At 70.2% G+C, this 15,631-nt stretch carries 10 protein-coding genes; 6 read left to right on the top strand and 4 right to left on the bottom strand.

Annotated elements, in window-relative coordinates:
- Nucleotides 1-3: 3 nt before the first annotated feature.
- The 3 genes from ACFVBH_RS28845 to ACFVBH_RS28835 all read right to left on the bottom strand — a co-directional run bounded on the left by ACFVBH_RS28845 (nt 4) and on the right by ACFVBH_RS28835 (nt 4,220).
- Nucleotides 4-1,227 carry a hypothetical protein gene (locus tag ACFVBH_RS28845; protein WP_379006305.1) on the bottom strand — a complete coding sequence of 408 codons (1,224 nt, stop codon included), beginning with the start codon at nt 1,225-1,227 and terminating at the stop codon, nt 4-6.
- Nucleotides 1,228-1,256: 29 nt separating this feature from the next.
- The gene (locus tag ACFVBH_RS28840; RefSeq protein WP_379006302.1) at nt 1,257-2,936 is read right to left on the bottom strand and encodes a serine/threonine-protein kinase; all 1,680 of its coding nucleotides are present in this window, start codon (nt 2,934-2,936) and stop codon (nt 1,257-1,259) included.
- A gap of 72 nt (nt 2,937-3,008) precedes the next feature.
- On the bottom strand, nt 3,009-4,220 hold the full coding sequence (locus ACFVBH_RS28835) for a hypothetical protein (protein WP_354986053.1): 1,212 nt from the start codon (nt 4,218-4,220) through the stop codon (nt 3,009-3,011).
- Nucleotides 4,221-4,416: 196 nt separating this feature from the next.
- On the opposite strand from ACFVBH_RS28835, the gene ACFVBH_RS28830 reads away from it, so the two are divergent.
- Entirely contained in the window at nt 4,417-5,844 is a 1,428-nt protein-coding gene (locus tag ACFVBH_RS28830) for an FHA domain-containing protein (RefSeq protein ID WP_379006298.1), read from the top strand.
- Between the two features lie 130 nt (nt 5,845-5,974).
- Here the strand turns inward: ACFVBH_RS28830 and ACFVBH_RS28825 are convergent, their stop codons facing one another.
- On the bottom strand, nt 5,975-7,420 hold the full coding sequence (locus ACFVBH_RS28825) for a neutral zinc metallopeptidase (RefSeq protein WP_379006296.1): 1,446 nt from the start codon (nt 7,418-7,420) through the stop codon (nt 5,975-5,977).
- A gap of 218 nt (nt 7,421-7,638) precedes the next feature.
- Between ACFVBH_RS28825 and ACFVBH_RS28820 the strand changes: the two genes are divergently transcribed.
- The 5 genes from ACFVBH_RS28820 to glmM all read left to right on the top strand — a co-directional run bounded on the left by ACFVBH_RS28820 (nt 7,639) and on the right by glmM (nt 15,505).
- Nucleotides 7,639-10,257 (top strand): FHA domain-containing protein, encoded by a 2,619-nt coding sequence (locus ACFVBH_RS28820; RefSeq protein ID WP_379006294.1) that lies wholly within the window; start codon nt 7,639-7,641, stop codon nt 10,255-10,257.
- Between the two features lie 55 nt (nt 10,258-10,312).
- Nucleotides 10,313-12,568, top strand: a complete 2,256-nt coding sequence (locus ACFVBH_RS28815; protein WP_379006291.1) for a hypothetical protein — start codon at nt 10,313-10,315, stop codon at nt 12,566-12,568.
- 343 nt (nt 12,569-12,911) lie between these two features.
- Nucleotides 12,912-13,355 carry a 50S ribosomal protein L13 gene (rplM, locus tag ACFVBH_RS28810; RefSeq protein WP_354990186.1) on the top strand — a complete coding sequence of 148 codons (444 nt, stop codon included), beginning with the start codon at nt 12,912-12,914 and terminating at the stop codon, nt 13,353-13,355.
- Nucleotides 13,352-13,864, top strand: coding sequence for a 30S ribosomal protein S9 (gene rpsI / locus ACFVBH_RS28805; RefSeq protein ID WP_354990185.1), 513 nt, complete (start codon nt 13,352-13,354; stop codon nt 13,862-13,864). Before rplM ends, rpsI begins: the two co-directional genes overlap by 4 nt.
- A gap of 273 nt (nt 13,865-14,137) precedes the next feature.
- On the top strand, nt 14,138-15,505 hold the full coding sequence (glmM, locus tag ACFVBH_RS28800; protein WP_354990184.1) for a phosphoglucosamine mutase: 1,368 nt from the start codon (nt 14,138-14,140) through the stop codon (nt 15,503-15,505).
- The last annotated feature ends 126 nt before the right edge of the window (nt 15,506-15,631 follow it).

The raw sequence follows: 15,631 nt of genomic DNA, 5'->3' as shown, positions 1-15,631 counted from the left end.
TCGTCAGTGAGCGTTGACCAGAATGGCGTACTGCGCGGCGATGCGCTGTTGCGCGTCCTTCAGCTGCAGCGCGGACACCTGCGCGGCGTAGCGGCCGTGCGAGACGTAGCAGTAGTACGGGATATCCGCGGCGCCGGGACCGGAGTACTTGCGGCACTGCGCGTTCGGCAGGTTCTCCGGACTGTCCGCGCGTTTGAAGAGGCGGGTGGTCGAGCTGTACTCGGTGACGATCTCCGCGGCGGCGTCGGCATCGCGGGCGCGGTAGAGATAGCCGCCGTTCCAGGCCACGCGGTCCACTCCGGTGCGTTCCAGCAGCGCCGCGGAATCGGTCCCCTGCACGATGTGCAGTCCGCCGTGCGCGTCGAAAACCCCGGGGGAGCCGACCTGTGCCGAATCGAGTTTCGTCGTGGACAGCGTGCGGCCCAGGATGTTGTCGGGATCCACCGGCAGATTCATGAGCTGATCCTTCGGCGTGGCTCGGAAGGACGTCAGCGCCGGGGGGATCACGTCCAGGGCGCGTTCCACGCGCGCGGTGAGCTTGCCCAGGTCCCGCGTCTTCGCCTCGGCCATCAGGTTGTCCCACACGTAGGTGAACACGACGAATTTTCCGGTGGCGTACCAGGATTTGATGAGGCCCTTGGTGTCGCCGCCCTCGGCGTGCACGATCGCGCCCGGGTATTTCGCCAGCTCCACCGGTTCACTGCCCGCGACGGACTCGAAGTCCAGGCGGCCCAGCGCCTGTGCGGCGGACGTGGCGGCGGCGTCGTCCTCGAAGAGCAGGACGATGTTCTCGTATTCGTAGGAGAGCGCGGGGTATTCGTCGTTCGACTTGCCGCTGCTGACGAAGCCGACGACGAATCCCGGTGCGGCGGCGTTTAATTCCGCAGGTGCGGCGGTGGTCCGGATCTTGATCGCGCGTGAGGAGAAGTCGATGAACGTGCGCACCGCGACGCTGGCGATCTGCGCCGGAACGCTGACCTCGGGAATGATCTCGGACGGCAGCGGGACGACGTTCGCGAGTCGCATGCCCTCCACCGCCTTGGCCTGCTCGATGCTGGTGACCCTGTCGTAGGTCACCGGCTCGGTCGGCAGGCTGCCGACGTCGAGGGTGGTCAGATCGATGTCGGGTTCGGCGCCCCCGGAACCACCGTCCGACCCGCACGCGGCGGCTCCCCCGAGCGTCAACGCCATCGCCGCGGCCACGACGGACCGCACGAATCTACTCACAATTCCCTCCCCGGTAATCGGGGGTCACCCTACTCGATTCGGCTGCGCAGCACCGGAACCAATCGGGCGAGCAGCAGTTCCTCGCTGCGCGGTCCCCACTGCTGCATGGAGACGACGGCGTTGGGGTCCTCCAGATCGATGACCCGGCCGCGCGCGCCGATGATCGCCGAGGGCGTCGCGGGGGCCACCCCGTTGTTCGCCTTCTCGTTGCCGTGCAGCGCGAGGATGTAGGAATCGGCCGGGGCTTGCAGGGCATCCGGGCTCTCGGTCCGCGGGGAGATCTCCGCGTCGCGGGGTACGTACGCGGGGTTGTAGACGAAACCGAGCTCTTCCAGGAACCGTGCCTGCGGGGAGCCGGTGAGGTAGACCCGATAGCGGTTGTCCTCGTGGGGGTATTGCGAGAAGTCGATGACGGTGATCGTCTTGCCCTGGAAGGCGGGGTTCTGCGAGCGGGCCTGCGCCGGCGCCGTTCGGGACGCGGTGGTCGCCGCGGTGTCCGGGCCGGACTCGCCCGCACCGCCGCCCGCGTACACGCCTATCCCCGCGGCCGTGACGGCCGCGATGGCGGCGGCTCCCAGGCCGAGCAGCAGTTTGACCGGGCGTTCGCGCGGAGTGTCCGCGCGGGGCGGGGGTTCGGTTCCCGGGCGGGTGGGCCGGGTGGAAACCACCTCGGTGGGTTCGGAACCGTTGTGTCCCACAGCTTGCGGTCCGGTTGTTCCCGCGACGGTGTGCGCGGCGGTCTCGGCCGTGTGCGCTCCGCCCGGATCGCCGCCGAAAGTGGTTGCCGTCGTGCCGGACTCGTTCGTCCGCGCGGGAGGCGCCGTGTACCAGGGCACATTCGGCGACGTGATGTGGGACGCGTGGTATCCGGGGAGCAGGACTTCGGCGGCCGCCTCGGTGAACTCCCGGCAGGTGGAGTAGCGCGCGGCCGGATTCTTGGCCAGCACCCGGGCGAAGATCGCGTCGATGGCGGGCGGCAGGTCGGGGCGCACCGCCGTGACCCGGGGCGGGGGCTGGTGCAGGTGGCCGAGCATGACCAGGGACGGTTGCGCCGCGGGATAGGGGTTCTGGCCGGTGAGCAGTTTGTAGAACGAGCAGCCGAGGCTGTAGATGTCCGAGCGCGGGTCCAGGGGCAAGCCCGCGAGCTGCTCCGGCGGGGCGTAGTCGATCGTGGCCACGAAACTGCCGGTCTGGGTGAGTTCGGTGGTGTCGGTGACGCTTTTCGCGACGCCGAAATCGCCGAGCAGCGCTCGCTCCTCTTCCCCGTCGTGCTGGGTGAGCAGGAAATTCGCCGGTTTGATGTCCCGGTGCAGCAGACCCGCGCGATGCGCGTGGTCCAGGCCCCGGCCGACCTGGGCCGTAATGGTCAGTGCGCGAAGGGGTGTCATGGCGGCCGGGTCGCGGCGGAGTTCGGCGGCGGCGTCGCTGCCCCGTACGTACTGCATGGCGATCCAGAGGTGGCCGTCCTCCTCGCCGCGATTGTGCACCGCGACGATGCTCGGATGATCCAGTGCCGCAACGACGTCGGCTTCGCGCTGGAAGCGGCCCCGGAACTCCCGGTCGTGTGAGAGCTCGGCGGAGAGCACCTTGAGCGCGTCCATGCGCGGCAGGCTCGGATGCTTGCCGAGATAGACGGTGCCCATCCCGCCGGAGCCGAGCACCCGGACGATCCGATATCCGCCGAGCAGGGCGCCGGCACGAAGCGTCATCTACTCGGGCTCCTGAATCATCTCGCGGGCGGTGCCGTCGCGCGGTCGGCGGCGCGCCCGCGAGCCTACCGATTACAGGCTGTTCGCGAGCAGCGCGTACTGCGCCGCGATCTTCTGCCGCACCTCGGGTTCGTCATCGCTGCTGACCACGCCGATGTAGCGCTTGTAGGTGACGTAGCAGCGGTTCTTGTACTCGGTTTCGGTGTCGCCCTTGCTGTTCAGCTGCACGCACTTCGCGCCGGGGACGTCGTTGGGCGCGCCGATGCTGTCGTAGTGATCGCTCTCGTCGGCGACGAGGGCGTCCAGCAGCGTGGTCGCGCCGGCGTCGTCGCGGGTGCGGATGACCGAGGCGGTGTCGACCGTGGCGATGCCGTCCGCGCCCGTCTCGTTCACCGCCTGCTGGATCTTGCCCTGGTTGTTGGCGCTGTGCACGATCTTGGTCCCGCCGTAGGCGGCGAAGGTGCGCGGTTCCGGCGTGCCGTCGCCCCGTTCGGTGACCACGGCCCGGGCGAGCAGATTGTCCGGATCCACCTCGAGCTCGGGAAGATTGGACTCGGGGGTGGGCGCGAACTTGGCGAGCACCGGAACCTGGGCGTCGAAGGTCTTGCGGACCCACTCGAGCAGGTCCTTCTCGTCGGCGGCGGGGCGCTGGATGAACAGCGAGATCACGAACTCTTTGTAGGGCAGGAACGCGCCGATGGTGGGCACGCCCGGGCGCCAGTGGATGAACGAGTCCGGGTACTGGCTCAGGGTGAGCTTCTTGTTCAGGTCGGGAGCGACACCGAAGTCGGCGTCCTCGAGTTCGCTCGCGGCGGTCTTGGCGGTGCGCTCGTTCCCGAAGCGCAGCACCATGTTGGTGATCGTGGTCGCGCCCGCCGGATCCGGCTTGCCGGGCTCGTCGACCTTGTCCGAGCCGCTGGCGGCGAAGGCCGTGATCAGCTTGTTGCGATCCAGGACCGCGCGCGAGGGCGCGGCGAGCGCGACCTTGGTGGCGTCCTCGGTGCCGACCGTGGCGCGGCCGCCGCGACCGTAGGTGAGCGAGGGGTCGATGCCGACCGTGGGCACCACGGCGTCGGCCATCCGGAAGCCTTCGAGCAGGGCGCCCTGACCGTTGGCGTCCTGCGGGTACGAGAACTTGTCGACCGGGTAGGAGCCGACCGCCAGGGTGCGGACGTCGAGTTCCCCGGCGACCGGCGTGCCGTCGATGCTGCCGCAGGCGGTCAGCAACAGCGCGGCCAGCGACAGACATGCGGCGAAGAGTGGTTTGCGCGCTGTGCGAACCATGTCAGGTCCTCGATCCTCCCGTACGGTGCATTCAAAGTAGCGGACGAACCCGGCGGCCGGTGGGCCGTCGCGCATCGTCGCGCTCCCTACCCCTCATCGTCCGATGGCGGCCCGGACGTAACGGATCCGGGCCACGTAATCTGGTGCGTGTGCTGAACATCCCGTGCCGCGCGAACACCGGGGGCCGGTTCCATTGATGGATCGGCAGGTCGAGGTAGTCGCGGGCAATCACATCGTCGCCCGGGTGGCCGGTGCGGTCATCCTGGTCGCACACCGCGAACCGGGTGCGCCGACCGCGCGCTCGCGGGCGGCCGTCGCCGCGACCGCGCTCTCCGAACTGGTGGCCGAGGCCACCCGCCTGGCCCCGGACGGACCGGGCAGGCAGGTCGCGCGCCAGGCCACCCGCTGGCTGATGAAGGACGCCGAGCGCATCTCCCCGGGCGAACCGATCGAATTCGGGATCCTGTCCGCCGCCGAGACGGGCGGGGTGGCGATCTTCCTGCACGGTTCGGTGACCGCGGTGCTGGCCGGTGCGCAGCTCGAGTACTACCGCGGCAGCGACGCCGCGTTCACCGTGGACCGGGTGGCCGCGCATCCCGCGCGTGCCGCGGCGCTGCTGATCGACGCGGGCAAGCGCCGGGCGCCCGAGCTGCCCGAACGCGGAATCGGTTCGCTCATCGAGGGCGTGGCGGTCGCGGCGGGCGCGGTCGTCTGGTTCGAGGGCGAGCCGGTCACCCCGTGGCTGCCCGCGCGCGGCGACGGCGCGCGGAGTGCCGCGGCCCCGAACGCCGCCCGGCCGAGCCGGCCGTTGCCGCCCACCGCCTCCTATGACCCGGAGCCGGAAACGGCCGCGCGGGAACCGTATTCGGAAGCGGACCCGAATCTCACGCCCACCCGGACCTCCAATCGCATTCCGACCGAATCCGATACCGAGCTGGGCGCACCGCCCGCCACCGCCGAATTCGATCCGCGCACCGATGCACTGCCCGCCACGGCGGGTTTCGACCCGGCCGCCGAATCACCCGGCGTACCCGGCGGATTCGATCCGCATCACGCGCCCACCGAGACCGGCGGCACCAACCCCGCGCCGAAACCGGACCCGGGACTCCAGCGCCGCCTGGAGGCCACGGCCAAGGCCGCCGCGCTGACCACCAAGGTGCTCGGGTTCAAGTGCGCGCGTGCGCATCCCAGCGACCCACGCGCCGCGTTCTGCTCGGTGTGCGGCATGCCGGTGGATCAGACGCAGCAGGTGAGCGAGGTGATCCGGCCGCCCCTGGGCATGCTGGTGCTCGACGACGGCATGACCTACATGCTGGCCGCCGACGCGGTGGCCGGCCGCGATCCGGAGTTCTCCGACGCCGCCCGCGGCGGGCTGGTGCCCCTGAAGATCGACGACAATTCCGGCGGCATGTCCCGTGCGCACGCGGAGATCCGGCTGGTGAATTGGGATGTCACGGTGCTGGATCGGGGGTCCACCAACGGCACGCGGGTGCGCCTGCCGGGATACCGGGATTGGGTGCGGCTCCAGCCCGGGCAGCCCATGACGCTGATTCCCGGCGCGGAGATCATGCTGGGCAACCGCATGCTGCGCCTGGAACCGGTCGCGCCCCCGCCCTTCGGCTGAGCGCGGGATTGCCCGGCGGTACGCGGTATTCCCGCGCGGCGCGTGGTATCCCGCTGTGAACGCGTGGTATCCCGCTGTGAAAAGCGATATCCGGGCCGCGGGGTGCGGTATCGCGCTCTCGGGACCGGTATTACGAATACCGCGACGTGCAGGTGTTCTGGTTGCCCAGGACACCGGCGCGGAAGGCGTCCACCCGCGAGAACCCGCTGGGCACCGTGTTGCCGTCGGTGTCACTGGCCGCCAGCCCGTCGGTGAGCAGGCCCGAGACCGCCTCGTCCAGATCGCCCGGCGACAGGCTGATATCCCCGTCGGCCTTGGATCTGTTGGGATCGGCCAGTTTTCCGGTGATCACCCCGGCCAGACAGGCCGCGCGCAACGCGGTCTTGGCGCCCTTGAGTTTCTGCCCCTCGCTCTGCTGCACCGCCAGCGCGTACCGCGAGATGAACACCACGTACGCGGTGAAATCGCCGGTCACCTTGACCGGAAGACCGTCCTGTTCATCGGTGTTGGCCTCGCCGCGATCACGGAGCGCGGGTAGATCGGTGCCGATGGTGTTGGTGGCGGGGCAGTAGGTCACCGGTGCGGTGTCCTTGCCGTTGCGGCACTTCAGGGTCGCGCCGTCGTAGGTGTACTCGGGGGCCTCGTCGATCGGCATGATCGCGGCCATGGCCTTGGCCATCTCGTCGAGGTTGCTTCGCGCCACCTCGGATTCGCCCATGGTGGTGTCGTTGCCGAAGGTCTGCGGCAGGTTGCCGCGGCGGCGCTCGATCTCGTCGGTGTCGATGGCCTTGCAGCCCTTGGCGCCGTCGGTGAAGCCGATCTGCACCGCGGTCACGCGCTCGAAGGCCGAACCGTGCACGCTCTCGGGATCCTCGGGATTGTCGTCGCGGATGGCGACGGTCGCGGCCAGCACCGCGTTCAGCCCATCCGAGGTGTTGATCGTGAAGTGCTTCGACTTGCCCTCGGCCACATGGCGAATGAACGCGCCGGCGAAGCAGTCGGCCTGCTGTTCCTTCACGATGGTCGGGGTCTTGCGGCTCACGATCTTGGCGATGCTCTGGATGGCGTGCCCGTATTCGTGGGCGATGACGGTGACCACCGACATCTTCCCGAAGCTCTCCTGCACCGCGGGCAACAGCACGGTGCGATCCCAGCCGATGGTGTGGTCGAGACTGCAGTACGCGGCGTTGACCAGCCGGTATGTGCTCTCCTCGCAGAACTGCACCTGTTGCGAGCGTGGGGCTTTCGCGCTCCAGGACACCAGCTTGGTGACCCGCACGAAATCGCCCTCGAAGTCCTTGCTGAACTCACCGCCCCAGTACGCCTCGATGTCCTCGATCGCGTTCATGACGAGCCGGTCGATATCGCCGTTGTCGGTGTTCTCCGCGCGTAACGGGCTGTCGGGCACCCCGCCGCGCGGGCCGCTGGGGCCGCTCGTGGTGGGCAGGCCCGCGACCTTGAACGGATCGTCGTAGATCGAGACGGCGCGACCCGGCACATTGCGGGTGCATCCGCAGACGACCACCGCGATACAGGTGAGCAGGAGCAGCATCACCGTCGCCCGACGCTTCCCCACGTCCACTCCCTCACGGTCCGACCCTGTTCCGCCCCACCGGCCGGCCCCACGCATATTATCCGGCTCGTGGCCCGCGGCCCGGGTCAGCTGTCCGATCGGTCATCGGACCGGCGGTGATTCGCCGCCGGCGCGGCCGCTCGGCGGGCAATCCGTGATGCGCCCTTGACCGCCTCGAGACTCATCTGGCTCCCGGCGAGGTAGCCGGTAGTATCCGGGCCATGTCTTCACCGGGGGCGCAGCAGATCACCGTGCGTCATGAAGGAACCGATCGGGTCTTCGACGCAAGTCAGCAGATCACCATGGGGCGGGCGCCCGAGGTCACGCTATTCGTGGACAGCCCGCTCGTGTCGCGAGTGCACGCCACACTGTCCTGGCGGGGGAACGGGTGGGTGCTCGCCGACAACGGCAGTACCAATGGTGTTTTCGTGGACGCGCGGCGGATCGGTCAGCCGCTGACCATCGACCGGCCGGTGCAGGTGCGGCTGGGGGACGCCATCACCGGCCCGCTGCTGCACCTGGTGCCGCAGGGCGCGCAGCCGCAGTACCGGCCGCCGGCGCCCCAGCGGCCGCCGACACCGTCGCACGGTCAGCCGCAGCAGCGGCCGCCACAGCAGCCGCAGTACCGGCCCCCGGCCCAGCATCGGCCGCCCACGCCCGCGCATCCGCAACAGCCGGTGCAGCAGCGCCCGCCGCATTCGGCGCAGCAGCCGGTGCAGCGGCCCCCGACGCCGGCCAATCCGCTGCCCTCGGCCGGTATGCCCTCGGCCGGTATGCCCTCGGCGCCGCTGCCTTTGCACCCGGACGCCCCGGCCAATCTGAACATGACGGCCAAGGCGACCATCGCCGCCACGCCCCCGGTGCGCGCCCGCGCGGGCACCGGTCCCGCCGCGCGCGCGGATCGAATTCCCGCCAACGGCTTGCACATCGGCCGGACCAGCGACAACGAGATCGTCGTCAATGATCCGCTGGCCTCGCGCCGCCATGCCCGCCTCGTCTCGGACCGCGGCAATCTGGCGATCGAGGACCTGGGCTCGGCCAACGGCACCTTCGTCAACGGCCGCCGCGAACAGCGCACCGCCCTGCGCGAACGCGACATCGTCACCATCGGCAACATCGACTTCGTCGTCCAGGAGGGCACTCTCGTCCACCGGCAGCGACCGGTCGCCGAGCAGGGCCTGCACGTGCACGGGGTCAGCTTCACCGTCGAGGGCAACAAACAGCTGCTGGTCGATGTGAACCTGCAGGCCGGGCGCGGCACCCTGACCGCGCTCATCGGGCCCTCGGGCGCGGGCAAGTCGACGCTGTCCAAGCTCATCGCGGGCAACACCCAGCCCTCGGCAGGCGTGGTCACCTTCGAGGGCCGCGGCCTGCACGCCGAATACGAAGCGCTGCGCTCCCGCATCGGCATGGTGCCGCAGGACGACGTGCTGCACCGGCAGCTCACCGTCAAGCAGGCGCTGGGCTTCGCCGCCCAGCTGCGGCTGCCCCCCGACACCACCAAGGCCGACCGCAAGCGCGTCATCGACGGTGTGCTGGACGAGCTTTCGCTCACCCAGCACGCCGACACCCGCGTCGATCGCCTCTCCGGCGGACAGCGCAAACGCGCCTCGGTGGCCATGGAACTGCTCACCGGCCCGTCGCTGCTCATCCTCGACGAGCCCACCTCCGGCCTGGATCCGGCGCTGGACCGTCAGGTCATGACCATGCTGCGCGAGCTGGCCGACGCCGGGCGCACGGTCATCGTGGTCACGCATTCGGTTGCCTGCCTTGACATGTGCGACCAGGTGCTGCTGCTGGCGCCGGGCGGCAAGACCGCGTTCGCCGGGCATCCGGGCAGCGTGCGCGACTTCCTCGGCACCAGCGACTGGGCCGAGATCTTCGCCCGCGTCGCCGAGGATCCCGACCGCGCCTTCGCCAATTACCGCTCCCGTCAAGCCTTCGCGCCCGCGCCGCCGGCCGTGCAGCAGGGCCAGCGCGCCAAGCCGCCGAAATCGAGTTCCTTCAAACAGTTCTCGACACTGTCGCGCAGGCAGATACGGCTCATCTTCGCCGATCGCGGGTATCTCGCCTTCCTGCTGATACTTCCGTTCGTCCTGGGCGGGCTATCCCTGGTGGTGCCGGGCAAGAACGGCTTCCAGAAGGGCGGCTTCACCCAGATGCCGGACGGGTCGTTCGTGAACACGGGCGGCAGCGAGGCGCAACAGCTGCTGGTGGTGCTGATCCTGGGCGCCTGCTTCATGGGCTCGACGCTGACCGTCCGCGATCTGGTGGGCGAGCGCGCCATCTACTACCGCGAGCGCGCCGTCGGCCTGGGGTCGGGCGCGTACCTGATGTCCAAGGTCGTCGTGTTCAGCCTCGCGGCACTGCTGCAGGCCGCGGTCATGATGGGCATCGTGCTGGCGGGCAAGAAGCGGCCCGGGCCCGGCGTGGTGCTGTCGGCGGGCAGCGCCGAGCTGTACATCGACATCGCGTTGACGGCCGTCACCTGCGTGGTGGTGGGTCTGTTGCTGTCCACCCTGGCCAAGTCCAACGAACAGGTGATGCCGCTGCTGGTCGTCACCATCATGTGCCAGCTGGTCATGGCCGGCGGCATGATCCCGGTCACGGGCCGCGTTGTGCTGGAACAGGTTTCGTGGCTGTTCCCGGCTCGCTGGGGGTATGCCTCCGGAGCGTCCACCATCAACATCCGGGACCTGTTCGCCAGCGCGCAGCCCGATGCGCTGTGGAAGCACGAGTCCGGCATCTGGTACCTCGACATCGGCATGCTGGTGGTGCTCACCGTGCTGTTCTCGCTGCTCACCTGGTCCCGGCTGCGTTTGAAGAAGACGGCGGCGTGAGCACTGCGAGCGGGCAGCCGCGCGCTTCGCTGCGCGAGCAGGCACACTGATGGCTGTGACAGCTCGAGTAGGGGCAGTGCATCTCGGCTGGGACGTGGTCTCGGTCGCCGCCGGCGGCGGTGGCGCGCCGATCCGCCCGGTCCAGGTCGAGGGCACCTACACACCGCCCGCCTATCTGCTGGCGGACGCCTCCGGCCGCCTGCACACCGCCGGGGTGGACCGGCGCCCGGACGTCGGCATCGCCATCTCCGATGTGCGCGACATCCTCGGGCATCCGCAGATCGTGGTGGCCGGGGCGACCTGGCCCGCCGACCTGGTCTTCCGCGCGCGCCTGCACAATCCGCTGGCCGAGATCGTCAAACACCTCGGCGGTCAGGCGGACGTTGTCGCGGTGCCGTTCCCGGACGACTGGCCCGACGCCAAGGTCGAGGAGTTCATGCGGCTGGTCGAGCAGCTCGGGGTCGTCGCCGAACCGCTGCCCGAATCGGTGGCCATGTCCGGCTACGTGCGGGCGCTCGGGCTCGTGCGCGCGCCCGGGCGGGGTCCCGCGGTCGGGGCCACCGGCGTCTACTCCGACGGCCGCGAATGCCTGGTCGTGGCGGTGGACGGTGACGACGAACAGCCCACCGAATCGGTGAGCGTGCGCATCACGCCCGAGGCGCTGCACCAGGCGCGCGCCGCGGACAACGTGGTCATCGAGGTCATGGCGGCCGCGCGGGCGGTGGGGGCCGACACCTCGACCGTGCTGCTGGCGGGCAACGTCTGCTTCAACGACGCCATTCGACTGGCGTTCCAGAACCATCTCGGGCACCGGTTCCAGGTGGCCGATCACCCGATGCACGCGCTGGTGCTCGGGGCGACGCATCTGCTGGTGAACGACAGCGAACTGGCCGAGGGTCTCGCGGAATCCGGTGCCCGGCAAGGGGACTCGGCGGGGCAGGGTGCGGCTCCCGCCGCGCCGCAGGCTCCCGCCGCGCCCGCGCAGTCACCGGCGGCTCCCGCGCCGCAGGCTCCGGCCGCCGCGCAGCCGCCGGTCGCACCGGCGCAGCAGGCGGCCGCCGCATCGGCGCCCGCCGCCGTACCGCACGTTCCGGCACAGCCGGTCGCGCCCGCACAGCCGGCCGCACAGGCTCAGGGCACGCGGGGTCCGGTCGCCGAAGGCGGGTCCGAGCGCGCGCCCGGGCAGCCGCGGCACGGCAGGCCCGCGCAGGCGGGACCGCCGTCCGGGCCGATCGGCCAGCAGCCCGCGGCCGCCGCCCGCCCGGCCGAGCAGGGTTCGCGCCAGGGCGAACAGCCGCCCGCCGAGACGCCTGCCGTCGAGGAAACGCATCGCATCACCCCCGAGGAACTCGCGCAGACGCCGATCGCGTCGCGGGGGCTGCCGCCCGGTCTGGCCGGGGTGGGCGGGCGCTTCACCCGTCCGCCGGGGACGCCCGCCGACGATCAGATGACCTCGGTCATGGGCCGGAATCCGCAGCAGCCGGGTTCGCCCGGCGCGTTCGGTCCCGCCCAGCAGGGCGTGCCGCCGCAGGGTCAGGCCGGCCAGGGTTACCCGGGTTACGGCGCACAGGGGCAGCCCGGCGGCCAGCAATCGGGGTATGCCGGTGGGACGCCGGGACATTCGGGCGGCCAGCAGGGTGCGCCGGGCGCCGGCGCGTACGGCGGTCAGGGCGGCTACGGCCAGCCGGCCGGCGCGTACCCCCAGCAGGGCGGATACGGCCAGGGCGGCGGCGGATACGGTCAGCCGGGCGGCCAGTCCGGTGGTGAATCGGGTGGCTACCACCCCGAGTCCGGCGGACGCGGGGGTTTTGCTGGGACTTCCGGAAACGCTCCTGGTCAGGCCGGGTCGATGTACGGTGGGTCGATGCCGTCCAGTGGGTCGCGTCAGAATCCGCAGTCGCCGGAGGATGTTGCCGGGCAGTCGGATTCGGAGTCCGGCGCCGAGGGGGAGCGCAGGCCGCGCAAGGGCAAGCTGTGGAAGAAGATGAAGGGCAACCTGTTCGGTGCGCCCATCATCATCGGCGCGGCGGCGCTGACCGCGCTGGGCGCCTATTCCGGTTCCGAGCCACCGCAACTCGCGGCCTCGAACATCGCGGACGGGCCACTGGCTCCCGGGCACGTGTGGGACCTGTCCCGCCTCATGGGCGAGGTCTGCGCGCTCACCCCGCTGGCGGTCCCGCCCGCGCCGGGCATCTCCGGGGTCGAGGATCCACAGCGCTCGCAATGCGTCACCGAGGGCGTGGACACCCTGCGCTACAAGATTCCCGGCCCGGTCCGGGGCAAGGACCCCGGGCCGCCGCTGCACATCTAGCGCAGGCGGAAACCGCCCCCGGACTCGTTGTCGGCTTGCGGCTGTACCTTCCCTCGGCCAGCTGGGGGAAGGTACAACACCTCCCTGTCCGTGGCCCGTCTCGTTCTGGACTGAGTGGAGCGGGGGAGCGCAGCGGAGGAGCGGAGGGAGGGAAGAACGAGACATCGGGGGCCACGGACCCGCCCGGAGCGTAGCGGAGGGCAATAAGGTACTGTTCTCCGTTGGCGTGCGGTACAGCCGGGTTCATTCCTGGCCGTCGCACGAGCCCCGGGTCTCCACCAGCCGCCGGGATCGCTCGACCACACGCCTGGCTGGCACCACATACGACAGACAGGGAACGACTGTGCCTACGTACAGCCCCAAGGCGGGTGACGTGACCCGCAAGTGGTACGTCATCGACGCCACTGACGTAGTGCTCGGCCGTCTCGCCGTGCAGGCCGCTGGCCTGCTGCGCGGCAAGAACAAGCCGACCTACGCGCCGAACGTCGACGGTGGCGACTTCGTCATCATCATCAACGCTGACAAGGTTGCCATCTCCGGCAACAAGCGTGAGAACAAGTTCATCCACACCCACTCCGGGTACCCGGGTGGTCTGACCTCGCGCTCGGTGGGCCAGGTCCTGGCCAGCCGTCCCGACCGTCTGGTCGAGAAGGCTGTCAAGGGCATGATCCCCAAGAACAAGCTGGGTAACGCCATCGGCGGCAAGCTCAAGGTCTACGCAGGCCCGACGCACCCGCACGCCGCTCAGCAGCCCATCCCGTTCGAGATCAAGCAGGTGGCCCAGTGACCGCTCCTGAGGAATTCGCCGACGACTACGTGGTCGAAGACACCACCGTCGAGGTTGTCGAGGAGGGTGACGGCTACGAGGCCGAGTACTCCTCCGAGGAGACCTTCGCCCCCATCGTGATCGACCGTCCGGTGCAGACCGTCGGCCGTCGCAAGGAGGCCGTGGTTCGCGTGCGCATGGTGCCGGGTACCGGCAACTTCGTGCTCAACGGCCGCACCATCGAGAACTACTTCCCGAACAAGGTGCACCAGCAGCTGGTCAAGTCGCCGCTGGTGACCGTCGAGCGCACCGAGTCGTTCGACATCTACGCCCGCCTCGTCGGCGGCGGCCCGTCCGGTCAGGCCGGCGCGCTGCGCCTGGCGATCGCGCGTGCGCTGATCGAGGTCACCCCGGAGGACCGTCCCGCCCTCAAGCGTGCCGGCTTCCTGACCCGTGACCCGCGTGCCACCGAGCGTAAGAAGTACGGCCTCAAGAAGGCCCGTAAGGCGCCTCAGTACTCGAAGCGCTGATATCACGCCGTACGGCAATACCGTGCCCGGTCTCCTCGGAGGCTGGGCACGGTACGGTTCGGGCGGCGTTTCGTGTGGGCGGGGCGCGGTGGCCCCGTGTTCTTCGCCCACATGCGCGGGGTTTTCCCGAGAGCAGGCTCCCGGCGGCGATTCTCGAAATCGCTGCTACCCCCGCCGTCCGGCGTTATCCGATACGTTTCGTGTCGGGTATCCCGGGCGGCGGGTGGGTCCGGGTGCCTGCTCTTTCTGTTTTCCACCGATCAGGGGTGAGGTATGGGACGTTTGTTCGGCACCGACGGTGTCCGCGGGCTCGCCAACGACTCGTTGAGTCCGGAACTGGCGCTGCGGGTTTCGGCCGCGGCGGCACAGGTTCTGAGTAGGGGCAAGAAGCGCGCGCTGGCCGTGGTCGGCCGCGACCCCCGCGCGAGCGGCGAGATGCTGGAGGCGGCGGTCATCGCCGGGCTCACCTCCGCGGGCGTGGACGTGCTCTCGGTCGGCGTGCTGCCGACCCCCGCGGTCGCGTATCTGACCGGGGTCCACGACGCCTGCCTGGGCGTCATGATCTCCGCGTCGCACAATCCCATGCCGGACAACGGCATCAAGATCTTCGCGGCGGGCGGGCACAAACTCGATGACGCCATCGAGGACCGCATCGAGGCGCTCATGGCCGACGGCGGCTTCGCGCGGCCCACCGGTGCCGGGATCGGCCGCGTGCTGGGCAAGCCGGGGCAGCTGGACGAGGGGCAACCCGCGTACAGCCTGGAAGGCACCCACGAGCGGTACGTTGAGCATCTGGTGGAGGCCACCGGGCGCGACCTGAGCGGGCTCACCGTGGTCGTCGACTGCGCGCACGGCGCGGCCTCCGAGGTCGGGCCCGCCGCGCTGCGGGAGGCGGGCGCGACGGTCATCGCCATCAACGCCGAACCCGACGGGCTCAACATCAACGACGGCTGCGGCTCGACGCACCTCGAACCGGTGCGGCGCGCGGTCACCGAACACGGTGCGGATCTGGGCCTGGCGCTGGACGGCGACGCCGACCGCTGCCTGGCCGTGGACGCCACCGGCGCGGTGGTCGACGGCGACGCCATCATGGCGATCATCGCCCTGGCCATGCGCGATGCCGGGGAACTGGCACAGGACACGCTCGTGGCCACCGTCATGAGCAATCTCGGCCTGCACATCGCCATGCGCGACGCCGGAATCCTCATGCGCACCACCGCGGTCGGTGATCGCTACGTGCTCGAGGAACTGCGCCGCAGCGGGTACACCCTCGGCGGCGAACAGTCCGGGCACGTCGTGCTGCCCAGGTTCGGCACCACCGGCGACGGGGTGCTGACCGGGCTCAAGCTCATGGCGCGGATGGCCGAAACCGGCCGTGCCCTGGCCGATCTCGCGTCCGTGGTGACGACCGTGCCGCAGGTGCTGGTGAACGTCCCGGTCTCGGACAAGGCCGCCGTCGCGGTCGCGCCCGAGGTGCTGGAGGCGGTCGCGGAGGGCGAACGCCAGCTTGGGGACACCGGGCGAATCCTGCTGCGGCCCAGTGGAACCGAGCAGCTGGTGCGGGTGATGGTGGAGGCCACCGACCCCGAGCACGCCAACCGGCTGGCCGGCGATCTGGCGAAGCTGGTCGCCGCGGTCTGACACAGGTCCGATCGCGATGATGCCCGCTGTCGTCCCGGCAGCGGGCATTGCCCGGCGGCGAACCGGCGCGGCCGGAGCCGCTCGCAAATCTACACGGGTCGTGCATGCCGCGCCGCAGTGGCGAGT

The organism is Nocardia sp. NPDC057668 (genome assembly GCF_042799795.1).
Classification (GTDB): Bacteria; Actinomycetota; Actinomycetes; order Mycobacteriales; family Mycobacteriaceae; genus Nocardia.
Note: the sequence above shows the minus strand (reverse complement) of the source record. Positions and strands in the feature narration are given on the sequence as shown.

Excerpts from the sequence above, each read along its gene's own strand:
- ACFVBH_RS28840 (WP_379006302.1), bottom strand. The coding sequence starts at position 2,936 with ATGACGCTTCGTGCCGGCGCCCTGCTCGGCGGATATCGGATCGTCCGG.
- ACFVBH_RS28835 (WP_354986053.1), bottom strand. The coding sequence starts at position 4,220 with ATGGTTCGCACAGCGCGCAAACCACTCTTCGCCGCATGTCTGTCGCTG.
- ACFVBH_RS28830 (WP_379006298.1), top strand. The coding sequence starts at position 4,417 with ATGGATCGGCAGGTCGAGGTAGTCGCGGGCAATCACATCGTCGCCCGG.
- ACFVBH_RS28820 (WP_379006294.1), top strand. The coding sequence starts at position 7,639 with ATGTCTTCACCGGGGGCGCAGCAGATCACCGTGCGTCATGAAGGAACC.
- glmM (WP_354990184.1), top strand. The coding sequence starts at position 14,138 with ATGGGACGTTTGTTCGGCACCGACGGTGTCCGCGGGCTCGCCAACGAC.